The organism is Catenibacterium faecis (assembly GCF_014306455.1).
GTDB classification, from domain to species: Bacteria; Bacillota_I; Bacilli_A; order Erysipelotrichales; family Coprobacillaceae; genus Catenibacterium; species Catenibacterium mitsuoka_A.
The window spans coordinates 40,883-65,819 of sequence record NZ_JACRWG010000001.1; the positions used below are offsets into that span (position 1 = coordinate 40,883).

The window sequence follows — 24,937 nt, forward strand, 5'->3', positions numbered from 1 at the left end:
ATTACCCTCCTATTTGATTCATCACAGTACCACTTTGTTCATCTTCGAAATGGTGCTGTTCTGGCTTCATATAAATGGCATCTCTCATTACTTCTTCTAGTTTGATTTCGTCACCTATATAAGGTTTTAATGCGATACTATTCTTATGAAATAAGCATAATTTTAATGATCCTGTACTAGACAAACGCACACGATTACATTCATGACAGAACTTATGATGTAAGGCTTCAATAAAGCCAATGACACATTTCATATTCTTTATTCTTATATAATGTGCAGGACCATTGCCTAATCTTTCTGTGATTTCTTCTATATTATAATGTAATGCAAAATATGACTGTACCTCTTCTATTCTATTTTCTCTTTTATTTGAACCAAGTGGCATGAGTTCTATAAAACGAAGACTTACTGGTAAATCTTGACAAAAATCAATCAAGCCTTCTAAATCACTTTGTGTAAAAAGTGGTCCTACGACTGCATTGATTTTTATATTGAGTCCAATAGAAACACCATAGAGAAGATTATTTAATACTGTATCAAGTGTATCCTTACCACAGATAGAAGCATATTTCTTTGAGTCAAGTGTATCTATAGAGAAGTTGATGCCATCAATCCCAATGTCCTTTAATTCATCCATAGCACGTGCATCTAGTAATAAGCCATTGGTTGTAAGAGTTACCTGTCTCACACCCTCTAGTTGTTTGAGCTGTCTTAAAAAAGAAAGATATCCTTTTCTTACCGTTGGTTCTCCACCAGTCACCTTGAAGTTTACTATACCTAGTTTTACTGCCACTCTGCATATATCTAGTATTTCTTCATAGCGTAAAATATCATTATGTGAAAGAAATTTGAATTTATCTGGATTACAATATACACAATGATAGTTACATCTATCTGTAATAGATATTCTCATATAATCAATTGTACGGTTATAACAATCCTTCATACAAACTCCTTTCCGTTATTCTCGTTCGAGAACAACGCCATACATAGTGTACAATGATGTACATTAAAATACAATGATTTTGTGAAACAAATGAGAAATATCGCTTTGTTGACTTGTTTCAAATGCATTAGCGTATTAGAATAGTATCTATATTACTAAACAAGCGGAGGATAACGTATGAATTTCGTAAAAGATAGCGTAAATCAGCAGCCAATAGTAGATACAGTATTTACTATTGTTGCGAAAGCAAAGGAAGCGAAAGAAAAGTATGGAGCTGATCAGGTTGTAGATGCAACTATCGGTTCTTTATATAATGAAGAAGGTCAGCTTGTCGCATTGGACAGTGTCTTCAATTCTTTAAAGAATCTTGATAATAAGGTTCTTGCAAAGTATGCAGCAAGCTTTACTGGTAACCCTACATTTAGACAGAAGGCTTATGATTGGGTACTCGATGGTAATAGCCATCTTGAACATGAAGTAGTGGCAACTCCAGGAGGAACTGGTGCTGTATCTATGACTATTCAGGAATGTTTAGATGAAGGTCAGACTGTCATCCTTCCTGAAATTGCATGGGGTAGTTATGCATTAATGGCTCAGATGCATAATCTTGAAATGGCTAAGTATTCTTTATTTGAAGGAGATCATTTCAATATTGCCTCTTTCAAGGAAACATGTCTTGAAACAATGAAGAAGCAGAATAAGTTAGTGATTGTTATCAATGACCCATGTCATAACCCTACTGGTTATTCTTTAACTCATGAAGAATGGGATGAAGTGATTACTTTCTTAAATGAATGCAGCAAGACTCATGCTATTGTATTATTAAATGATATTGCTTATATTGATTTCTCAAGCCGTCAAAAAGAAGCTAAGACTTATTTTGGTCAGTTTGACAAGATCAGCGATAATGTGATTGTGGTTGTTTCATTCTCATTATCTAAGTCAATGACAAGCTATGGTTTAAGATGTGGTGCAGCAATCATCTTAGGTCAGAAGAAAGAATCAGTGAATCAGGTAAAGATCGTATTTGAAAAGAATGCTCGTGCAACTTGGTCAAATATCAACAATGGGGCAATGGAAACATTTGTAGATGTATTAGATAACCATGGTGAAGAATATGATCAGGAAAGATTAAAATATGTGAAGTTATTAAAAGAAAGAGGAGATATCTTTACTTCTGAAGCAGATGAAGTAGGATTAAAGTATTACCCATATAAAGAAGGTTTCTTCGTTACACTTGCTATGGATAATGAAACTCGTGATAAATATCATGAAGCTTTAATGGCAAACAATATCTTTACTGTAAAGGTTAATCTTGGTATTCGTGTCGCTATCTGTTCATTATCAGTAGAAAAGACTAAAGGTCTAGCAAAGAAAATGAAGGATATCTTAGATACAATTCAGTAAAAGCAAAAGGATTGAGTCAAATGGCTCAATCCTTTTTATTTGTTTTAACCAACAGTTTTATTGTAAAATTCATCAGAATTCAATGTATTCTCATAGTTGATAGCACATAAAGATGTAAAGAATAAATCAAAGATAAACTTAGTAGAAATACTGAAAATAACATCTCGTAATTTCATAAGTGTCTCATTGCTTTCTGCCTTGATTATATATGTGACACATTTAGAGATTGGTCCTTTATCATCTGGTGTAATAGCAATAGTTGTAATACCTCTACGGCATAATATACGTGCATTATCCAGAATATGTCGTTTAAAGCCAGTTTTAGTGACCAAGATAACAACATGAGTTGATGGAACATTTAGACTAGCATGTACCTGTAAGTCCTGATTTTCATAAACATGAATTGGTTTACCAATTGGCATCAAAATATGTTGCGCATAATGCGCAATATCTGCGTTCATATCTGTCGCAATAATATCAATTGCCTCACATTTATTTAATACATCAATAATTTCATCATATTGTGCAAGTGATATATTATTTTTTGTGCGTGCGATTACATTATCATAAAGTTGCGCTGTTTTATTAATGCATTCAAGTCCACTATCATTTTTGTCAAGTTCTACTTTAGGCATATGCATATCGCGTAGTTTTAATACAATATCAAATTTAAAGTCATTAAAATTGGCATAACCGAACTTTCTAGAGAGTCTCAATATAGATGTTGGATTAGAATAAGTCAAACGCGCTAATTCTCTTGAAGACATATAAGGCACCTGATCTAAATGTTCGATAATATACTGACAGATTGATTTTTCAGCATCACTGAGTTTTGTATTTAATTCAATACCTTCCTGAAGGTTTCCTCCAGATTCTATAAGTTCATCTAATAACATAACTTTTCCTCCCTTATACGCATAAAAAGGTACTTTCCCGCCTAGAAAGTACCTAGAAATGATTGATTATTCAGCCTCAGACTGTTTAGCCTGATACTTTTCGTAAGCAATCAAGAATGGTGTATAGATTACAACAGATAATGCGATAACGATTAACTGTGATACTGCACCCATTGGGCTACCACCTGTACATAAGAATCCTAAGAATACTGGTGGCATTGTCCAAGGTACTTCAAGTACGATCTTAGGACAGAATCCACTAGAAACTAATAGATAACCTACAACAAGTGTAACTACTGGAGCAATGATAAATGGAATGTCTAGAATTGGGTTCAATACTAGAGGCACACCAAATGTCATAGTTTCGTTGATGTTGAATAAGCCTGGAACAACAGAGATACCAGCGATAGTTCTGTTATCTTCACGTTTAGAGAAGATAAGAATTGCGATTACTAAACCGATTGTAACCCCAGAACCACCGAATTCACCAAACATCTGTAACATAGTTAAGTTCATTACATATGGAATATCCTTCTGAGCAGCACCTGCAGTAAATGCAGCTGTGTTAGCATATAGTAATGGTCTGAAGATTGGTTCCTTAACAGCAGAAACCATGTTGTTACCATGAATACCTACGCACCAGAATAATGAGATAATTACATAAAGAATAGCAACTGCAAAGATGTTGTTACCAATTAAGCTCTGTAATGGTTTCTGAACGACATTAAAGATAAATGCGTTTAATTCAGAACCAGTAGCTAACTGACATACTAATCCTACTGCACCAATAATGATTGCAGTTAAGCAAGTTGGAATTAATACTTCGAATGCACGAGCAACTCCAGGTGGAACCTGTTCAGGCATCTTGATCTTTAATGAATCATTCTTACGGAACATGTTGTAGATTTCCATACCAACGATTGCAACAATTAAACCTGTGAATAAACCAGTTGCAGCAGTGTAGTTATTTAAAATACCACTGTAAGTAAAGCTATCAGCTGAAATTTTATGCTTAGCAGCTTCACCAGTCACATTAATAAATTTACCTAAAGTATAACCATGAGATTTACCAGCTTTATCGATGAAAGAAGCAGATAAATCTTTTGCAGCAAATGAAGTTGGAGTTACCATCATCCATAAGACGAAGCCTAATACAGCTGGGAAAGCACCAGTTTCACCATTTGCTTCAGCAATTTCAGAAGCAAGTAGCATAGTAATACCAATAGTAATACATGAGATTGTAGCATACTGCATTGCAGTAAAAATTGGGTTAAGAACTTTAAGAACCATAATTGGAGACCATAAAGCACCTAAACCTGTTGAATCATTTACTAAAACGTTTGTCCAAAGAACACCAACGGCACCTGAGATTGTAGCTGGCATAAAGTTCTGGAATGCATTCTTGATTGCATTCAAGTACTTATTCTGACCACACCAAGCACCGACACGTCCTAGCTTATCAGCAAAAGCGTCCATTTAATTTCCTCCCTTTCAAGAGTCGGCGTAACTCTTGTACAGGTACTATTTTACACAATTTAAAATGTAAGTCCATGGATGCGCTATCACGAGCACGATTGTTACAAAGAACTCTTTTTCACATATCATTATCTTGTAAATATGATACAGTTATAATCTATTTACCAAAGTACTTTCATTTCAATTATAACCTTTCACTCCTTATTTTAGAAAACTTTTTTTAAAACAGTGATTATTTTCCATTATTAAAATGATGTATGATAAAATATTTCTATAGATTTACATTACATAGAAGTGCATTAGAAAGGTGGTAGATGTTTATGAGAGATTATCATGCGCACGAAATTGGAAATGTAGCTGTTTTAGGACATTCTGGATGTGGTAAAACAAGTATAGTAGAAACTATGGCTTACCGCGCTGGATCAATTGGTCAGATTGGTAATATCCAAAGTGGTAATACAATTAGTGACTATAGTGCTGAGGAGATTGCACGTCAGTCTTCTATTAATTTATCAATCGTTCCGATTGAATGGGATAACTGTAAGATTAATTTAATAGATGTTCCTGGTACTTTTGACTTCGTAGGTGAAACAGAAGCTGCTTTATCTGTTTGTGAATCTGCTTTAATTATTTGTCCAAGTTATGCGGGTATTTCAGCAGGTACCAAACAGGCAATGTATAAGGCAAGAGATAAAGGTAAGATCATCTATATTAATGGATTAGATAATCCAAATAGTGATTATCCTACAAAGCTTCAGCAGTTAAAGGATACTTATGGTAAGGGTATTGCCCCAATACAGGTACCAATCATGGATAATAATAAGATGGTTGGTTATGTCAATGTTGCAAAGATGGAAGGACGTATGTTTGAAAATGGTCAGACGCATGTTGCCCCTATTCCTGAAGATATGATGGATGAAGTATTACCAATCAAGGCAATGATTGATGAAGCCGTGGCGAATACAAGTGATGAATTACTTGAAAAATATTTAGAAGAAGAACCTTTCACAAAAGAAGAGATTTCTAATGCATTAAGACAGGGTGTAACTGATGGTAGTTTGATTCCTGTACTTTGTGGTACTGATCGTATTGGTATTAGTATTATCTTGAATTCTATGTGTGCTTTCTTTGATTCAGCCAATCATCCAAAGAATGCACTTATTGTAAAGGATTTAAAGAAAGATGATGAAAAGATCTTAGAATGTAATGAAGATTCGCCTACAAGCTTATTTGTCTTCAAGACAATCACTGACCCATTTGTAGGTAAGACTTCTTATTTCAAAGTAACAAGTGGTACTTTATATGCAGGTATGACTCTTTATAATCCAAAAGAAAAAGAAGATGAAAAGATTGTGAAGATTTATCAGCCTATGGGTAAAAACTTGATTGAAGTAGATAAACTTCATGCAGGGGAAATTGGTGCATTTACACGTTCAACTACATGTCATACAAATGATACATTATGTGATCCACGTTCTCCTATCCTTATTCCTGATACAGAATATTCTAAACCATATTATAAGAAAGCTATTGTACCTCTTGGTAAGAGCAATGAAGAAAAGATTGCGAATGCGATTAATAGATTACTCGAAGAGGATCCTACTTTAGTTTATGAATATAACGAAGAAACAAAGCAACAATGCTTATCTGGTATTGGTGATATTCATCTTGATACAGTGCTTAATAAATTAAAAGCAAGATTTAAGGTAGAAGCAAAGTTTGAAGATGTCAAGATTCCTTATCGTGAAACAATCAAAAAGGAAGTGACTCAAAGAACAAGATATAAGAAACAATCTGGTGGTCATGGACAGTTTGGTGAAGTAGAAATTACTTTCAAACCTTCTCGTGATTATGATAAGCCTTATATTTTTAAGGAAGAAGTATTTGGTGGTGCTGTACCTCGTACTTATTTCCCTGCTGTTGAAAAGGGACTTATTGAAAGTGTAAAAGCAGGATGCTTAGGTGGTTATCCAGTATTAGGTATTGAAGCAACTCTTATTGATGGTGCCTATCATTCTGTTGACTCTTCTGAAATGGCCTTTAAGACTGCAACATCTATGTGCTTCAAGGAAGCGATGCCTAAGGCAGAACCTGCATTACTTGAACCATATATGAAGATGAAGGTTATTATTGATGATGAGTTTACAGGTGATATTATGAGTCATTTAAATACATTACGTGCGAGAGTCATCGGTTCTGATGTATTTGAAGATGGATTAATTAAGATTATTGCAGAAGCGCCTATGAGTGAAGTGATGAACTATGCAGTTGATCTTCGTTCTATGACTCAAGGTCAAGGTGTATTTGAAATGGAATTCCTTGATTATGAATTTGCACCTGCGAATGTAGTAAAAAAGATTTTAAATAAATAATGAAGCGAGGGAATTTAGTTTTTGAACTCCCCCGCTTTTCTATTGGAACAATGATTGAAGATTGACTAAATAGCTTTGTTTATCATCATAGATGATCAATTTGTTTTCTCCTTCATATTCATAGAGTGAAATATCAACACCATTTTTAAATGGTAAAGATAATGGGACATAGCTATTCTTTTGAATATCATAGAGATAATAATTGACATGCTTATCATAGAAAGAATCTTCATTTTCATTTGTGATAAGAAGATATTGACTTGTAGAACTTGCAATTTTTATACGATAATTTTCTTCCTTTATTTCACAACTCTTTCTAGTGACATGATTAATGATTGTATTATCTACTAATTCAAATGCAGACGCAAATTCAGTAATACCATTCCATTTTTCAACCACCTTCTGCGTTGCACAATCAATCACAATCGTATAATCATCACCATAAGTAATAATATAATCATCACCATAAAATGAATGTTCATTTGATAAAGCATACCCACATATATCAGGCACAATCTTTTCTGTCTTATTGACTGTATCATAGATTGTCCAATACTCATCCTGCTTATTAATAAATAGATAACGTCCATGAGGTGATAGGTATGGATTTACAGAACGATGATCAGTGGTTATTGCTTCAATATTTCCTGTCTTCATATTCAAGGCAATGATATCATTCTCTTTTGTAGATAAATAGACAGTATTGTTAAATATACGATTAACACCATACCATATGTTTTCTGAAAAATCATACATGAAAATATCATGGTGATAACGCACATACTTAAAAGAGAATGGTTTCTTATAAACACCCTTATATGTACGTGGTTTTTGTAGTTTGATTTGATTATGATGCATAAGATAAATATTTTTTATTTTATCATCCTTGGTATATGTATATCCAAAAGGAGCCTCAACCCAGCTGATATCCTTAAAAGCCACATTCTCAACAGGATGAATATCCTCTTTAGAAAAGTGATTTGTCAGCCATTCTGACATATCAGAATGAAATGCACTGACAGTTATTAAAGAAATACATACAATAACAGCAGTTAAAACCATAGAAAATGAATAATGTTTTTTCTTTTGTGTATATGTGATCTTCTTCCAATCTTCTGGCGTATGAATATCATCAAATTCCTTCCATTTATTCATCATCCTCACCCACTTTCTTCTTTAGTATCTCCCTTCCTCTTTTTAATCTTGATTTCACTGTATTGATATTCATCTTTAATATTTCTGCAATTTCATCTGTTTTATATCCTTCATAGTAATATAGATAAAGTACATTCTTATAACGCGTTGGCATATCTAATATCACAGGAAGCAATACATAATCCTTCTTCTCATCTTGTATAAGCACATCTTCTATATTAATTGTCTTCTTATAGAAAACACGACGATAATCTTTACATGTATTGATTGTGACACGAATCAGCCAGTGTTTTAGATAATCATGGTCTTCTATTATGCCGTGCTTATAGAGTTTAATGAAAACTTCTTGAAAACAGTCTTTCGCGTCATCACTATTTCTCAAATTCATGATACAAATGCGAGTCACCATATCCCCATAGGTATCAATTACATCTTCTATTGTCATGATATTTTCCTCCCTTCACTATTAATACGATGATTTCCTCCATTTGGTTGCACATATGTGCTGAATTATTTTACTTTAGGGTCTATAATAAAGTCTACAAGGAGGAGAGAATGTATGCCATGTACGACATTACTAGTAGGTAAGAATGCATCTTATGATGGTTCTACCTTAATCGCAAGAAATGATGATTCACAATCTACAAGATTTACACCAAAGAAACTTGCAGTGATTCATCCAGAACAACAAAAAAGAGAATATGAAACAGTATTATCTCATTTAAAGATTCAATTACCTGATAATCCAATGAGATATACTGCGATGCCAAATGCCTTAAAAGGTGAAGGTATCTGGGCAGCAAGTGGAATTAATGAAGCCGAAGTCGCAATGACAGCGACAGAAACAATCACTTCTAATCCTCGTGTATTAGGGGCTGATCCACTTGTAGAATATGATGAAGAAACAAATACACCAGGCGGTATTGGTGAAGAAGATATTGTCTATCTTGTATTACCTTATATTCATAGTGCAAGAGAAGGTGTTTTAAGACTTGGTTCATTACTAGAAAAGTATGGAACATATGAAATGAACGGAATTGCCTTCTCTGATCATGATGAAATCTGGTGGTTAGAAACTATTGGTGGTCATCATTGGATTGCAAGAAGAGTACCTGATGATGCTTATGTTGTAATGCCTAACCAGTTAGGTATTGATACATTTGATTTAAAGGACGCTTTTACTACTAAAGAAAATCATTTATGTAGTGATGATTTAAAGGAATTTATTGAAAAGAATCATTTATGTTTAAATCTAGATGATTCATTTAATGCACGTTATGCATTTGGTTCACATGATGATTCAGATCATGTCTATAACACACCACGTGATTGGTTTATTAGACGTTATTTAAATCCACGTACTTATAAATGGGATGGAGAAAATGCAGACTTTACACCATTTTCTGATGATATTCCTTGGACTATGGTACCTGAAAGAAAGATTACTGTTGAAGATGTAAAATATGCATTATCCACGCATTTCCAGAATACGCGTTATGATCCATATATTACGCGTGGAGATTTATCTAATAAAGGTGCATTACGTCCTGTAGGAATCAATAGAAACGACTTCTTATCTGTATTACAGGTAAGACAGGGACAGGAACCTATTGAATGGTTTACATTTGGTTCAAATGTATTCAATACACTTGTTCCATTATATATTCATATTGATACCGTACCTGAATATTACAGTAATACAACAGGCGAAGTATCTACTGATAACTTCTATTGGGCCAATAGACTTATAGGAGCTATGGCTGATGCATGTGATAAACAATCAGCCATCCATATTGAACGTTATCAAAGAGTGGTACAATCTCATTCACATCATATTATTCATACATATGATGAACTAATTGAAAAAGAAACAGATGAAGCAAGAAAAACAGAGCTAAGACATGAAGCCAATCAAAAGGCAGCTGATATGTTGAAGAAGGAAACTTCAAAGACATTACATCTTGTCTTAGATGAATTAAGCTTTACTATGAAGAATAAATTTGCCCGTTCTGATGCATAAGAAAAGAAGCCTCGGCTTCTTTTTTTTAGTTATTTGAGGCTGAACACTTTTCAGCATCTATTGCTAGTACTACAAGCAATGCATAAAGTGCATCCTGGCTATTATGAACATCAATGACATAGACATCAGTAAAATGAAATAATTCTTTTGATATAGTTGCTATCTCATGATCAGAATCATTTATACTATAATTCCAATTCATGAAATCTCCATCAATGACCCAATCATTAAATTCTAGGACATATCTAGGAAATAAGAAACTGATTTTCTTTTGGAATGAACCGATATAATGATCATCTATGTAGATACTAAATCTTGGCATGAATGTGAATATTTCTTCTTTAATGGTTGCTAGACAATAACCTGATGGGTCATATACGTCTAATTTATGACCCCATGAAAGACGACTGCTTACTGTATAGACAACCTGATCATGTTCATCATAGATATTATAACTATCCATCAAACTAAAGATCTTTTGTTTTAATATAAGTTTCATGTATCTCATCCTCTCTAGAATACAATTATATCATTTTCTTTTTGCTTAATACCATAAACAAGATAATCATTCCAATCTTTATGCCTATAAGGATAGGCTATATCTATTTCAATAGAGGGATAGTTCTTATTTAAAATATCAACGATTGTATGAACTGCCCCTCTTCCTGCTTGATCATTGTCTAATCTTAATAGGACTCTTTCTATTGGTTGATGTTCTAAATGATAAAAGAGTGCACGATAATGAGAGACAGAATTAAGTGATAGATAATCATACTTCTTAAAGTTATTTGTAAGAGTCATTAGAGACATCATATCAATAATAGATTCAGTCACAATAAGCAGTGATGAGTTATGCGATATATAAAAGCAATGGTTATAATCATTTCCTGCCTGCTCACGCATATAACGATTATTTATCACACTTCCCCTTTTACTTATGAATACTGGTTGACTTCCTTTATAAGATACAAAGACAAGATTATGGTGCACTGCTTCCTGGTAGAGATAATCATGATCAATAAAATAATCAATAATATTGAGACTAATGCCTCTTTCATATAAATAATAATAGACCTTCTTATTATTAATATCTTTACGTGGTAAATAGAGTTTTCTCTCTTGTCTTTTAATCTTTTTAAATTCATGATGAGGATTCTTATACATTCTCATTTCCAGATAAAGAATCGTATAAATAAAAGAATGAAATTCTGGATTCTTTTCTAAACCCAATGTCTGGCATAATGTAATCGTGTCTCCCCCAAATCCTTTTGAATACCAATAGAATCTATTGATATTTACTCTGATTTTTAATGAATCATGTTCCTCAAGATGATAGTAATTAGAACTCTCATAAACAAGAGTAAAGCCTAAATCTTCTACAAGAGAAAGCATACTATATTTCTTCACATGTTCTATACGGTTTCTTTTCATAGTCTTTAAATTATTTCATCAGCAAGATGAGCAAGACCATCTAGCATATAAGGAATAGGATCCTGAATAGAATAAAATTCTGGAAGATATTCTTCTGGGATGAAAGAAGAAAGTGTCTTCTTTATTTCCTTCATATCCGGCGTCATACGACAACTGATAGCCACTGCCTCTGGTCCTATTGTAATAATAGAAGGTAATAAAGCTTTTGTAACAACTTCTAAAGCCCCTGCTTCTGTCCAGATCAGCTTATTTTCATCATCAGACAACTGCATACGATGAAGATAATACCTTAACTCTCCTGCAATACCTTTATATCCTGTAAGAAGCATCTTATTAGCAATGATTCCCTGTCCTCCATGACCAACACCAAATGGCTGAGAATGGAAAATAATATGAGAATATTCAGGATGCTCTAAAGAAAAGCCCACACAGGCAGCATTCGCATTATTAAATACATATGTACTTATATGATATTTTTCTTCAAATAATTCATGAATATCAATGATACTTCCTGTATAAGCCTCTACAAAATGCTTATTATCATTCACAATACCTGGTGTCGCAATACTAATACAATCAATAAAAGTGTACTTTAATAAGAGTGTATCAATAATATCATAAAGATCCTGAATTCTATAGGTAGGTTTGATAATCAGATTTTCATCTAGTACCTCATTCTTATTATAAAGACGATAAGAGATACGCTGCTTATTTTTATTGATTTGAATAACAATGGATAAAATACGCTTTTGAGATTTCTTACAATGACATATTTTTTTCTTATTATCGTTTTTCTTTCTACAATAATCATCCAATGATTTTTGTATAAACTGTATTGTTTCTCCTGTATTATAGGATGCAAAATAAGCTGTAGGTATCTGTAGAATAAGATGATCGGGGAGACTGCTTCTTAAACGATTCAGCATATAACCAATCTGAGGTGCAATCAGTATTAAATCATAATGATCCGCCTCTTCATAAATATTCATACAACTCACTGCATTGAATTCATAATCCAATCCTAGCGTAGCAGCCGCTTCAGTAAGCATAGATGCAAACATCGAAGTTGTTAAACCAGCAGAACAAGATAATAATACTCTGACTTTCTTTTCGCCCTTTAAGCGAATCAGCGTTTCAACCATCTCATCAAAGAGTTTTTTAGCATGTTCTTCTTCCTTCAATTCAAAATGAAGATAAAATTTAGTACGCTCATCCTTCTTTGAAACAATAGAAATTTCTACTAGTGTATTGTCTTCAATAGAAGAAAACTGTACAGAAGCTACTGCATAGGATGTATCAAGCTGTATAAGATCTTCATTCTTTCTTTCTAAAATATAATCATCTGATTGATGTTCTAAAATCCATAATTGATATTGTTGCTTTGTCATAAAAAGCCTCCTTTCTCTCTCTATTTATATTATACTCATATTAAGAAGAATTCTCTAAAGAAAAAAACAGTGGAATCCACTGTTTAAATCAAACTGCTGATAAATACGAATATGACCGCAATAGGCAATATAATTGTAAGATAACCCTGCATCCAGTTCTGAATCTTAGGACCATCACCCATATTGGCTTCTGTTTGATAATTCTTGAATCCCCATCCTAAGCGAGATGTACAGAATAATAAATAAACAAGAGAACCAAGTGGTAAGAGAAGATTACTTACGATAAAGTCTTCTAAATCTAATATTGTTGAACCACTGCCAAGAGGCTGCAAGAAGTCAAGGACATTAAAACCTAAAGCACAAGGTAATGAGAATACAGTAATAAGAATTAAATTAATGATTACTGATTTCTTTCTTGTGATGTTCCATAATTCCATTGTGCAGGCAATAATATTTTCAAATACTGCAATGACTGTAGATAATGATGCGAAAGCCATAAATAGGAAGAATAGAGCACCCCAGATTCTACCTCCTGTCATTGATAAAAAGACATTAGGCAAAGTAATAAAGATGAGACTAGGGCCACTGTCAGGATTTACTCCAAATGAGAAACATGCTGGAAAGATGATAAGACCTGCCACAATAGCGACAAATGTATCTAACACTGCAACATTCACTGCTTCCCCTAAAAGAGTTTTATCTTTCTTTAAATAGCTACCGAATATCGCCATTGAACCAATACCGATACTTAAAGTAAAGAAAGACTGGTTCATTGCCGCTACAATCACATTTAATAAGCCAATATGTTTGATTTTATTAAAGTCTGGATATAAATAGAATTTAACACCTGCCATCGCATTATCAAGTGTTAACCCATGTACTGCAAGAACTACAATGAGTCCAAGTAAGCCAATCATCATGACTTTTGTAATTCTTTCTACACCATTCTGTAATCCCATTGAACATACTAACATACCAATAACAACAACTACTATCATCCAGAATACATTCTGAGATGGACTAGATAATACATTCTGGAAAACTGATGCAACCTGAGATGTTTTGACTCCTGTAAATCCACCTGTTAAGAACTTATAGAAATAGTTCAACATCCATCCTGACACTGTAGTATAGTAGATCATTAAACAGAAGTTACCTAATAACCCAACATAACCATGTAAATGCCACTTCTGTCCTGGCTTTTCTAAAGTTTGATAAGCTTTAACTGGACTTTTAGCACTTGCACGTCCCACAGAGAATTCCATGCTTAGAATCGGAACACCAATAAGAAGCAAGAAAATCAAATAGAAGAAGACAAAGATTCCTCCACCATTTTGTCCTACAACATAAGGGAATCTCCATACATTTCCAATACCAATAGCACATCCTGCAGAAAGAAGCAGGAAGCCTATTCTCGATTTAAATTGTTCACGTTCTTTCATAATTTCACCCTTCTTTTAAACATACCGCCTTATAATAACATATACAAAATAATATGGAAATGTTTCACTCCCATATTTTACCCAATAATATGCCTTTTTATTTTAATATATATGATTTGTGCGATTATTCCTACCACCGTGCCTGATACAATACCAAGTAATATCAGATATGGAAGATAATAGACAAAGGCAGAGGTAGAAAAGAAGACAAAGGCAACAAGTAACTGCCCTATATTATGAGATACGCCTCCTATTATAGAGACAACGATATTTGAGAAGAGATGTGTCTTTACCATCAATGCCATAATACTAATAGAAAGAAGGCCTCCAGCTAAGCTATAAAGCATCATATAAGGATTTGTGAATGTGATTCCTATAATAAAGATACGAAGCAATGCGACACCGACTGCATATTTAAATCCAAAGCATAAAAGAATAGTCAAAGATACAATATTGGCTAAACCAAGTTTTGCGCCAGGGATTCCTAAATAAATAGGAAACAACATTTCTATATAATTCAATATGATAGATATAGTACAAAATATTGCAAGAAAGCACAATTGTCTGACTCTAGTATGCTTGATCATCCTGTTTGTTTTCACCTCCTGACACCACCTCTACAATGAGTTTATGAGGAAGGCAGATGATACTCTGCCCCTTTTTATTAATTGTCCCCTGCTTGATACATAAATGATCTGGACAGGTAGCTGAAATCATTCTTATTTTGTGATTTTCTATTTTTAATGTATTCTCTTTATTAATATGTATTGTTTGATTTTTATTTAGATCATAATAGCCATAAACTTCTTTGTTTAAAGTAATTTTAATTATATTACTTTTTGACTGAGGACGAAGAAGAAAACAAGCAGCAGCTACAATCAATAAAACAGTCAACACATAAATATCATATTTTCTGTTTTTCATTATTTCCTCCTTGTATAATAGAATAAGGAGGTGCTTTATGAAAAGAATACTTTCACTTATCCTATGTTTTTCTTTACTTAGTGGCTGTAAGCCTAATAATGAACCCATTACTCAGAAAAAGTTCTGTTTAGATACAATTGTCTCTATTACTTTATATGATTCATCTTCAAAAAAGATTCTAAATAACTGCTTTGATTTATGTAAGAAATATGAGCTGATCTTCTCTACCACAAATACTTCTAGTGAACTCTATCAAATTAATCATAATAAGAATAAAACCCAATATCAAACTATTTCTAATGAACTCGCCTCTGTCATTAAACAGGGACTTTATTATAGTGAGTTATCAAAAGGTACTTTTGATATTACGATTGGTGCTGTCAGTTCTTTGTGGGATTTCAAAAGTGCTAAAGCAATTTTACCCGATGAAACTCTCATAAAAGAAAGTCTTCAATCAGTCAACTATCAAAATATTATCTGTGATTACAAAAGAATACTCTATAAGAATCCTGATACAATGATAGATTTAGGTGCAATAGCGAAAGGATATATCGCAGATAAACTTAAAGAGTATTTAATCCAACATAAAGTCAATAATGCCTTGATTAATCTTGGCGGTAATATCCTATGTGTCGGAGATAAGATGACAGAAGGATATCGTATTGGAATCACCAATCCTCAAAAAACAAATGAATCTATTATAAGTACTAAAATAGAAGATAAATCAGTTGTAACAAGTGGCATTTATCAACGACAGATGAAAGTGAACCATCATATTTATCATCATATTTTAAACCCTCGTACGGGTTATAGTTATGATAACGGGCTTGCTAGTGTTACTATTGTATCCCCTTCTTCAATGCAGGGTGATGCATTAAGTACTGTATGTTTCTCTTTAGGACTCGAAAAAGGTAAAGCACTCACTGAGTCACTAGACGATGTAGAAGCATGCTTTATTGATACAAATAATCAAATCACTTATACAACACACTTCAAGCACTCTTAAAAAATCCCAATAAAGGGATTTTTTTATTGAATGACTTTTCTAGGACATTTTTCTACACATGCCCCACAATTTGTACATTTAGAATAATCTATATGTGCTAAGAAATCATCGACAGTAATCGCTCCATTTGGACATACCCTTGTACATAAACGACAGCCAATACAACCTGATTGACAGCTTTTAGTGACAACTGGACCCTTATCATGAGAATTACATTGAACACGATGTATTGCATCATAAGGTACCATTTCAATCAGATGATTAGGACATGCTTCCATACATTTCTGACATCCTTTACATTTTTCCTTATCTACAACAGCTATACCATTTATAATATGGATTGCATTAAAATCACAAGCCTGTACACAGCTTCCTAAACCAATACAGCCTGAAGTACACATCTTACCACCTTTACCTGGTACTAATGCAGCACTTAAACAATCTTTAATACCTGAATAATCAGATACAGGTGTGACTTTATCACAAGTTCCTTTACATTTCACAAAGGCTGTATAACGTGTACTTACCTGTGCTTGCTGTCCTAAAATAGAGGCAATCTTTGCGCCTACTTCATTACCTCCTACAGGACATTGATTACTAGGTGCTTCTCCTTGCGCAATGGCATGAGCTAAGCCATCACATCCCGGATAACCACAAGCACCACAGTTATTACCTGGAAGAACAGATCTGATTTTCTGCTCTTTTTCATCTACAACAACCTTAAACTTCTCACTCGCAATACCAAGAACTATTCCAATAAATAGCCCTATCAAACCAACAAGGAGAGTTGCAATCATAATTGACTTCATATTCATTCTCCCCCTTTAAATCAAACCTGAAAAGCCAATAAAGGCAACGGCCATCAAACCTGCAGTAATCAATACAATAGGAGACCCTTTGAAGCTATGAGGAATATCATTATCTTCTATTCTTTCTCTAATTCCTGCAAGAATAATAATAGATAGAGTGAATCCTACAGATGTTCCAAAACCAGCGACAACACTTGTAATGAAATTATAATGATTCTGCACATTCGTCAAAGCCACGCCAAGTACGGCACAGTTTGTTGTAATCAGTGGTAAATAAACCCCTAGAGACTGATACAGCCCTTGTGAATATTTCTTTAAGAATAATTCTACTAATTGGACAAGTGCTGCAATAATAAGAATAAATGCAATTGTTTCTAGATATTCTACATGGAATTTCACTAATAATCGATAAAGAAGCGAAGTGACAGCTGAAGCAATCGTAATAACAAATATAACGGCGCCTCCCATACCTGCTGCTGTTTCTATTTTCTTAGAAACACCTAAGAATGGACATAAACCTAAGAATTGAGATAAAACAACGTTATTGACTAAAGAGACACTAATTAAAGTTAAAAGTAATGTTTTCATTATTTCTGCGCCTCCTTCTTATATTCTTCAAAGCAAGTAATACCATGACAATGTGTGCAATCTCCACCACATTCAAGTGTAGAAGAATGTTCAATGTTGGTTGCGCTTGGTAGTTTTAATTTATTTTGTATTGCGGTTAGCATGGATAAGACAAAGAATGCCCCTGGAGCCATGATAAAAATAGAAATAGGTTCATAGGCTTTTGGCATGATTGTATAACCAAAAGCAGTACCAGCACCTAAAAGTTCTCTCACGAGTCCAATACAAGTAAGGGCTAAAGTAAATCCTAAACCCATACCTACACCATCTAATATAGAAAGAATAGGATTGTTCTTAGATGCAAATGCTTCTGCACGGCCTAGAATAATACAGTTAACCACAATAAGAGGAATATAAATACCTAATGTATCATATAAAGATGGAAGATTTGCCTGTAATAGGAGCTGTACAACAGTCACAAGAGTTGCCACGATAACTATATAAGCTGGAATTCTAACACGTTCAGGAATAATCTTACGTAATGCGGAAATCACAAAGTTACTCATAATAAGTACAGCCATTGTCGTAAGTCCCATACCCATCCCACTCATAGCTGAAGTTGTGACAGCAAGAGTTGGACACATACCTAACATTAAGACAAATGTAGGATTTTCTTTAATAATGCCATTATAAACAGGTTTGATATATTTATTCACGTTGTCCATCTCCTTTCAACAGATCATAGAAATCAAGGGCACCATTGACACCATTTGTGACTGCTTTAGAAGTAATAGTGGCACTAGAAAGAGAATCAATTTCATTATCTTTCTCTTTACCTGTTTTAGTTATGACAAATGAATCCACCTTCTTATTCAAATATTGTAATCTAAAAGATTCATTCTTCGCGTTCATACCGAGCCCTACTGTTTCATTAATAGATAAGATTTCTACGCCTTTAATCTGTTTGTTTAAATCAATTCCAATAATAAGTTCTATTTCACCACCAAAGCCATCTTTATCAGTCACCTGAATGACATAGCCTTGTAATTTATTATCTTTATAAGCCCCTAAAGCATTGGTGATTTCAATACCATTCTTTCCATAATCTTTTGTAAGAAGCTTTGGGCTTTGTTGAATGAGTTTACTGTAATCAGCCTTGAAATCATCTGCTTCACTCATAACCTGCTTATAGGCAAGAATCTTTGTTTCTTCTTGTTTTGCGGCTATTTTATCTTTTGTAGAATTATAAACAAAACCAAGGAGACAACCAGATACAATAGTAATGATAAATAAGATGCATGTATCCTTGATGATTCTCTTTATATTCATGATACCACCGCCTTCTTTGTTTTATAGAGAAGTGTATATTTCTCAATAAGAGGTACAACAAGATTTCCTAGAATAATCGCATAAGAAACACCTTCTGTAGTTGTCCCAAAGAATCTAAATAAACCAGTGAGTATTCCTATTAAAACACCAAAGACAATCTGGCCTTCAAAATTAATAGGTGTTGTTACATAATCAGTGGCCATAAAGAAGCATCCAAGCATTAAACCTCCACCACATAACTGACATGCGAGATAATAGAAATCAAAACGGAATGGTGAAAAAATAAGAGTAAAGAGTGAGAAAGAAAGAAGATAAGCCACTGGTATAGTTGGTTTAATGACTCTTTTTACTAACATATAAGCGCCACCTAGTAAAATCATCAGAGTGGATGTTTCACCAATAGTCCCAGCTGTTGTACCGATAAATAGACGGAACAAGTCATAATGAGATCTCGTTTCAAGAATTGCGAGTGGCGTTGCAGTAGTGACACCATCAAAGACGAAATTTGTCATTCGTCCAGTAAATGAAATAAGCAAGAAACAGCGTGCAGCTAAAGCAGGATTCATAAAATTCTGTCCTAACCCACCATATAACTGTTTTACGATAATAATCGCAAATAGAGCGCCTATGACTGGTATCCATAAAGGAACAGTGGATGGAAGATTTAATGCAAGAATGAGTCCTGTTACAATCGCAGAACAATCCTTGATTGTAATAGCCTTCTTCATAAAGTATTCAAATAGATATTCAGATAATACACAAGTAAGCACTGATAAAACGACAATAAGTGCTGCATTTAACTTAAATTGATAAATTCCATAGAGTGTTGCAGGCATCAATGCGATAATGACATCAATCATAATACGTGTTGTATCTGTTTGATCACGTACATGAGGTGATGATGATGTATGTAATAGTTTATTCATAACATTCCCCTACTTTCTTTTAAGAGATGCGACAGTTGACTTACATTTTCTAATAGCCTGTGTCATATTTCTTTTTGCAGGACATACATAACTGCAGCATCCACATTCTATACATTCCATACCATTCAGCTGTATGAATGTATTGATATCATTCTTCAAAGAAGCCTGATAAAGCTTTTGAGGAATGAGATGACTTGGACAGGCATCTATACAGCGCCCACATCTAATACAAACTGTAGGCATATTTAATGCCACTTCATCATGAGTAAAAGCAAGAATAGAACTGCTTGTCTTTACTGCAGGAATATGAAGAGAAATAAGTGAAATACCCATCATTGGGCCTCCACTGATGATTTTCTTTACATTCTCTTTCAAACCACCACGTGATTCAACAATAAACTGGAAATCAGTTCCTACAAGAACCTCTACATTACAAGGAGTATTCAAGCCGTCTCCTGTGAGTGTCATGACTGTAGAAATTAAAGGACGATCATATTTAATCGCATCTCTAATTGCAAGAACTGTGGCCACATTATCTACAATACAACCAACATCAAGAGGAAGCATCTTTGAATTCAGTCTTCTTCCAGTCAATACTTCTATCAACATTCTTTCTCCACCCTGTGGATATTTGGTCTTCAATACTTTAACGCTTATTCTTTCTTCATGTGCGCATAGTTTTTCTAATGTATGAATCGCTTCTTTCTTATTATCTTCAATTCCAATATAGCCTACAGCATGAGGATAAAGAGTTAACATGATCTTTAATCCTTCAACCAGTTCTTTAGATCTTTCAAGCATCAAACGATAGTCAGATGTAAGATAAGGCTCACACTCAGCTCCATTCACAATAACATATTCTATTTTTTCTGGTTCTTTTACATTGAGCTTCACATGTGTTGGGAAGCCTGCTCCACCTAGGCCAACTACACCTGCTTCTTTTACTTTTTCTATCTTTTCTTCAAAAGTAAGTGTATCGATATTATTTTCATGTGCCTCATAATCAGAAGTATAATTTCCATCATTTTCTATAACGACTGCATCCTGGTAATGACCTGATGCATCCTGTCTTTTTTCAATACGTTTCACAATACCCGAGACAGAAGACATTATATTGGCTGATACATAACCACCCGCCTGAGCAATCAATGTACCTACATGTACTTCATCTTTAACCTTTACTACAGGAATACTTGGTGCACCAATATGCTGTTTCATTAAAAAAACAACCTCCTGGCTGGCTTCTAATTTTTCTATTTGTTTATCTTTCGTATATTCTTTTCCATCATAGGGATGGACGCCACCTCTAAAAGTAATCATATCTCAAATCTCCTTTAATACTATTTTAGGACGATATGAGAAAAAATGAAAGCCTTTACATTAAGTTAATTTATTCACTAAACGTTTATAAATTCACATAAAAAAAGGCCATGCATTTCGCATGGTCTAAGCAAGTATTAGTCTAAATCAGCACCGTTAGATTCGAATACTTTCTTGATATAATTATAAGATTTCTTTGGAATACGTTTCATATCTCTTAAATCTTTATTTGTTCTATTAACATAAACAAATCCATAACGCTTATCCATATTACACATACTAGCTAGGATATCGATTGGTCCCCAAGTAATATAACCTAAACAGTCTACACCATCTTCAAACATTGCATTTTCCATTTCACGGATATGGTCTCTATGATAGTTGATACGATAATCATCTTCGATTGTACGACCTTCAGCAAGCATTTTGTCTACTTCTTCCTGAGTCATATCTTCACGCCATCCAATACCATTTTCAAGTACGAATACTGGTAAACCTGTTCTATGATGTAAATCATTTAAAGTCCATCTGAATCCAACTGGATCGATCTCCCAATGCCATTCATTGGCTTCACAATGAGGATTCTGGATCTGCTGTTCATTCACACAGTCACAAGCTGGTCTTTCATAATCAAAGACACCAGTCTTAACTGTATTAGAACGATAATAAGAGAATGCGATATAGTCTACAGTATATTTTAATAGTTCTTCATCGCCTTCTTCAAATGTAGGCATCCATCCACGATTTTCTAAGTAAGCATTCCAGTAATCAGGATATTTACCCTGTGCAAATGTATCAACAAGATAACCATTTAATAAGTTATAAGCCTGAGTTGCGAATAAGTTATTTTCTGGGCTGTTGTCATATGCGTAAATATTAGTGATGGCACCCATACCACAGAACTTAGCATCTGGCTGCATTTCTCTTAAAGCACGTACTGCTTTACAATGAGCCATCATAACATTGTGGTTTACCTGATATAAATGTTTAGGAAGACTTACACCTTCAGGAATTTCTTCAGCGTTAGAAACTCTTAACATCATTGAATGAAGGTTCTGTTCATTGAATGACATCCAATGTTTCACTCTATCACCAAATCTTTCAATACAAACTTTTGCATATCTTTCAAAACAGTCTACAACATATCTTGAAGCAAAACCATTATAGTTCTTTACAAGATGATAAGGCATATCGAAATGCACTAAAGTGATCATTGGTTCAATGCCTGCAGCAAGTAGCTTATCAATTAAATCACTGTAGAACTTTACACCTTCTTCGTTCACTGGTTCATCTAATGTACCATTAGGAATGATACGGCTCCAACAGATTGAGAAACGATAGAAGTTGAATCCCATACCTTTCATCAATGCGATATCTTCATCATAACGAGTGTATTCATCAATTGCATCGTTCCAGTCAGAAAATTCAGGGTTCATAGGTCTTACGTCATAGATACAAACACCCTTTCCACCTTCATTTCTGTGTCCTTCAGTCTGGAATGATGATACTGAACCACCCCAGTAAAAATCTTTTGGCATTTTTCTTTCCATTTTATGTGTCTCCTTTATCTTATGAATACATTCTATCAATCACGCCTTATAAATGTAAACTGTTCCAAGATTGATTATTATAACGTTTCATAAAATATACAAAAAATGATTAATTAATGAAACTCCGTTTCATTAATTTAAAAGGATGTACATAAGATAGTCTTTAATATCCTGTCTTTTAGCTTCTATCTGTAAATAGATATAATCATCACGATAGTCAACCTGTTCCACATAGGTATGCTCATAGAGATACTTGAAATCTTCTCCCTTATCATAAGGAATACCTAATTGGAAAGTTTCATAATCCTTAAAGAGGATATGACTTATTTCATCTTCTAACAAATCTAAGCCAATCTTTTCCTTCGCAGATATAAAAACATAGGGCGTTACAGGATGTACATAACCATACTTATTTAAATCAACCTTGTTGTACACATAGATCATAGGTGTATTTTCAACCCCTAATTCTTCTAATACCTTATTGGTTGTATCAACCTGTAATTGATAATCTTCAAAACTTGAATCAACAACATGGAGTAATAAATCTGCTTCTTTCACTTCTTCTAAAGTGGAACGAAATGCCTGAATCAGATTGTGTGGTAGACGTTCAATAAAACCAACTGTATCAGTAAGCAAGCATGTATGATTCTTAATCTTGATATTTCTAGTAGAAGTCTGTAATGTTGCAAATAACATATCCTTCTCAAATACTTTTTTCTCTTTGTTCTGACATAAAGTATTAAGCAAAGTAGACTTTCCACTATTTGTATAACCGACCAAGGCAATCACAGGGACATTATTACGTTTACGTCTTTCTCTTTGTGTTTGTCTTTGTTTTACAATCTGTGCCAGTTCTTTTCTAGAACGGGACAACTTTCTAGAGATGATACGACGATCTAACTCAATCTGTTTTTCACCAGATCCTCTAAACCCAGAACCACCTTGCTGATGTGACATATGTTCCTGCATCCCTGCAAGTCTTGGTAATAAATATTGGTCTCTAGCTATTTCTACCTGTAATTTTGCTTCTTTTGTCTGTGCACGCTGTTCAAATATACGAAGAATTAAATCTGTACGATCTGTTACTTCTGTTTGTAATTGGTCAGTAAGGTTCTTTACCTGTAATGGAGATAATTCATCATCAAAGATAACCATTTCTCCATCTAATCTTAATCTGATTTCTTCTATTTTACCTTTACCAATATAAGTGGCAGGATTAATTTTTTCTAATTTCTGAATAACAACATCTTCTACTTCAATATCACATGCAATACATAATGATTTGAGTTCATCTATGTAGAAGGGATTGTCCGATGTCATAACTAATATAGCTTTATTCATATAATATAAGAAGAATTCCTTTCTTTGGACTCGATTCTATTATAACACGAGTTTTAGAAAAGAATTCTTTTAATATTGTAGATATCTAAAGAGATAGTGATAACTTATTCAATTTATATTATAATAGGCATTGGAGGCAATAAAGTGGTAAAAGAAAAGCGTTTCGAATTACAGGGTTAATCGAAACGCTAGTGATTAGAATCATTTCTTTAATTAGATGGACTCTAATCTTGGTAAACCAAATTAAATAATGGCTTGAGAGGCTAGTCCTCTCTTCCCATTACTATTGTAATACTACTTTTCAAAGAAAACAATGAACAAATTATTCTTAAAAGCAACTGAACTCATCGGACTTATTGCAGCGCTCGTATTCTTAATTTCATATTTATTATAAGGAGAGGCAATCATGGCAACTGAAGCACAGAAGAAAGCAAGTGCAAACTATGCAAAAAAGATGACAAAATGCGTTAATCTTGCATTCAATAAGAAAACAGATGCAGATATTCTTGAAAAGCTTGATCAAGTTGATTCAAAAATGGGATACATCAAAAAGCTGATTAGAGAAGATATTGCGAAATCAGAAAAGGACTAGAGTGTATTTTAGCTCTAGTTCTTTTTATACTATAATTTTT

The 24,937-nt window shown here is 33.7% G+C and carries 24 protein-coding genes; 5 read left to right on the forward strand and 19 right to left on the reverse strand.

Annotation, left to right across the window (positions count from 1 at the left end; genetic code table 11):
* Position 1: 1 nt before the first annotated feature.
* Entirely contained in the window at positions 2-946 is a 945-nt protein-coding gene (gene moaA, locus H8909_RS00300) for a GTP 3',8-cyclase MoaA (protein ID WP_187011466.1), read from the reverse strand.
* A 177-nt stretch (positions 947-1,123) separates the two neighbouring features.
* Between moaA and H8909_RS00305 the strand changes: the two genes are divergently transcribed.
* Positions 1,124-2,353, forward strand: coding sequence for an aminotransferase class I/II-fold pyridoxal phosphate-dependent enzyme (locus H8909_RS00305; protein ID WP_187011467.1), 1,230 nt, complete (start codon positions 1,124-1,126; stop codon positions 2,351-2,353).
* Between the two features lie 44 nt (positions 2,354-2,397).
* Here the strand turns inward: H8909_RS00305 and H8909_RS00310 are convergent, their stop codons facing one another.
* On the reverse strand, positions 2,398-3,249 hold the full coding sequence (locus tag H8909_RS00310) for a MurR/RpiR family transcriptional regulator (RefSeq protein ID WP_187011468.1): 852 nt from the start codon (positions 3,247-3,249) through the stop codon (positions 2,398-2,400).
* 66 nt (positions 3,250-3,315) lie between these two features.
* Entirely contained in the window at positions 3,316-4,725 is a 1,410-nt protein-coding gene (locus H8909_RS00315) for a PTS sugar transporter subunit IIC (RefSeq protein WP_187011469.1), read from the reverse strand.
* Positions 4,726-5,045: 320 nt separating this feature from the next.
* Between H8909_RS00315 and H8909_RS00320 the strand changes: the two genes are divergently transcribed.
* Entirely contained in the window at positions 5,046-7,097 is a 2,052-nt protein-coding gene (locus H8909_RS00320; protein WP_187011470.1) for an elongation factor G, read from the forward strand.
* 39 nt (positions 7,098-7,136) lie between these two features.
* Here H8909_RS00320 and H8909_RS00325 read toward each other — a convergent pair whose 3' ends face one another.
* Both H8909_RS00325 and H8909_RS00330 read right to left on the reverse strand, forming a co-directional pair.
* Complete coding sequence (locus H8909_RS00325; RefSeq protein WP_187011471.1) at positions 7,137-8,252, reverse strand: hypothetical protein; 1,116 nt, start codon at positions 8,250-8,252, stop codon at positions 7,137-7,139.
* Positions 8,245-8,697: an RNA polymerase sigma factor gene (locus H8909_RS00330; protein WP_187011472.1), complete on the reverse strand. Its 453-nt coding sequence runs from the start codon at positions 8,695-8,697 to the stop codon at positions 8,245-8,247. The genes H8909_RS00325 and H8909_RS00330 overlap by 8 nt, the downstream gene beginning before the upstream one ends.
* A gap of 114 nt (positions 8,698-8,811) precedes the next feature.
* Between H8909_RS00330 and H8909_RS00335 the strand changes: the two genes are divergently transcribed.
* Positions 8,812-10,272, forward strand: a complete 1,461-nt coding sequence (locus tag H8909_RS00335) for a C69 family dipeptidase (protein WP_187011473.1) — start codon at positions 8,812-8,814, stop codon at positions 10,270-10,272.
* A 25-nt stretch (positions 10,273-10,297) separates the two neighbouring features.
* Here H8909_RS00335 and H8909_RS00340 read toward each other — a convergent pair whose 3' ends face one another.
* The 6 genes from H8909_RS00340 to H8909_RS00365 form a co-directional block, all read right to left on the reverse strand.
* A complete protein-coding gene (locus tag H8909_RS00340) occupies positions 10,298-10,771 on the reverse strand; it encodes an LURP-one-related/scramblase family protein (protein ID WP_187011474.1) in 474 nt (157 codons plus the stop codon).
* Between the two features lie 14 nt (positions 10,772-10,785).
* Positions 10,786-11,703, reverse strand: coding sequence for a toprim domain-containing protein (locus H8909_RS00345; protein ID WP_187011475.1), 918 nt, complete (start codon positions 11,701-11,703; stop codon positions 10,786-10,788).
* Positions 11,704-11,708: 5 nt separating this feature from the next.
* A complete protein-coding gene (locus tag H8909_RS00350; RefSeq protein WP_187011476.1) occupies positions 11,709-13,091 on the reverse strand; it encodes an ROK family protein in 1,383 nt (460 codons plus the stop codon).
* 83 nt (positions 13,092-13,174) lie between these two features.
* On the reverse strand, positions 13,175-14,533 hold the full coding sequence (locus tag H8909_RS00355; protein WP_117458824.1) for a sodium-dependent transporter: 1,359 nt from the start codon (positions 14,531-14,533) through the stop codon (positions 13,175-13,177).
* 77 nt (positions 14,534-14,610) lie between these two features.
* On the reverse strand, positions 14,611-15,120 hold the full coding sequence (locus H8909_RS00360) for a Gx transporter family protein (protein WP_187011477.1): 510 nt from the start codon (positions 15,118-15,120) through the stop codon (positions 14,611-14,613).
* Positions 15,104-15,457: a NusG domain II-containing protein gene (locus H8909_RS00365; RefSeq protein WP_187011478.1), complete on the reverse strand. Its 354-nt coding sequence runs from the start codon at positions 15,455-15,457 to the stop codon at positions 15,104-15,106. The genes H8909_RS00360 and H8909_RS00365 overlap by 17 nt, the downstream gene beginning before the upstream one ends.
* A gap of 37 nt (positions 15,458-15,494) precedes the next feature.
* On the opposite strand from H8909_RS00365, the gene H8909_RS00370 reads away from it, so the two are divergent.
* Positions 15,495-16,463: an FAD:protein FMN transferase gene (locus tag H8909_RS00370; RefSeq protein ID WP_187011479.1), complete on the forward strand. Its 969-nt coding sequence runs from the start codon at positions 15,495-15,497 to the stop codon at positions 16,461-16,463.
* Between the two features lie 23 nt (positions 16,464-16,486).
* On the opposite strand, the gene H8909_RS00375 is transcribed toward H8909_RS00370, so the two are convergent.
* From H8909_RS00375 to hflX, 8 genes are all read right to left on the reverse strand, one after another.
* Positions 16,487-17,272, reverse strand: coding sequence for an RnfABCDGE type electron transport complex subunit B (locus H8909_RS00375; RefSeq protein ID WP_238928179.1), 786 nt, complete (start codon positions 17,270-17,272; stop codon positions 16,487-16,489).
* 15 nt (positions 17,273-17,287) lie between these two features.
* Positions 17,288-17,860, reverse strand: coding sequence for an electron transport complex subunit RsxA (rsxA, locus tag H8909_RS00380; RefSeq protein ID WP_187011481.1), 573 nt, complete (start codon positions 17,858-17,860; stop codon positions 17,288-17,290).
* Positions 17,860-18,555: an electron transport complex subunit RsxE gene (gene rsxE / locus H8909_RS00385; RefSeq protein ID WP_055233453.1), complete on the reverse strand. Its 696-nt coding sequence runs from the start codon at positions 18,553-18,555 to the stop codon at positions 17,860-17,862. The genes rsxA and rsxE overlap by 1 nt, the downstream gene beginning before the upstream one ends.
* Positions 18,548-19,168, reverse strand: a complete 621-nt coding sequence (locus tag H8909_RS00390; protein WP_202985872.1) for an RnfABCDGE type electron transport complex subunit G — start codon at positions 19,166-19,168, stop codon at positions 18,548-18,550. Before H8909_RS00390 ends, rsxE begins: the two co-directional genes overlap by 8 nt.
* On the reverse strand, positions 19,165-20,094 hold the full coding sequence (locus H8909_RS00395) for an RnfABCDGE type electron transport complex subunit D (RefSeq protein ID WP_187011482.1): 930 nt from the start codon (positions 20,092-20,094) through the stop codon (positions 19,165-19,167). The genes H8909_RS00390 and H8909_RS00395 overlap by 4 nt, the downstream gene beginning before the upstream one ends.
* 9 nt (positions 20,095-20,103) lie before the next feature.
* Positions 20,104-21,414 (reverse strand): electron transport complex subunit RsxC, encoded by a 1,311-nt coding sequence (gene rsxC / locus H8909_RS00400; protein ID WP_187011483.1) that lies wholly within the window; start codon positions 21,412-21,414, stop codon positions 20,104-20,106.
* A gap of 137 nt (positions 21,415-21,551) precedes the next feature.
* Entirely contained in the window at positions 21,552-22,964 is a 1,413-nt protein-coding gene (locus tag H8909_RS00405) for a glycoside hydrolase family 1 protein (protein ID WP_055233450.1), read from the reverse strand.
* Between the two features lie 132 nt (positions 22,965-23,096).
* Positions 23,097-24,305, reverse strand: a complete 1,209-nt coding sequence (hflX, locus tag H8909_RS00410) for a GTPase HflX (RefSeq protein WP_117458833.1) — start codon at positions 24,303-24,305, stop codon at positions 23,097-23,099.
* A gap of 406 nt (positions 24,306-24,711) precedes the next feature.
* Here hflX and H8909_RS00415 point away from each other — a divergent pair, with 406 nt between their 5' ends.
* On the forward strand, positions 24,712-24,897 hold the full coding sequence (locus H8909_RS00415; RefSeq protein WP_187011484.1) for a hypothetical protein: 186 nt from the start codon (positions 24,712-24,714) through the stop codon (positions 24,895-24,897).
* Positions 24,898-24,937 lie beyond the last annotated feature (40 nt).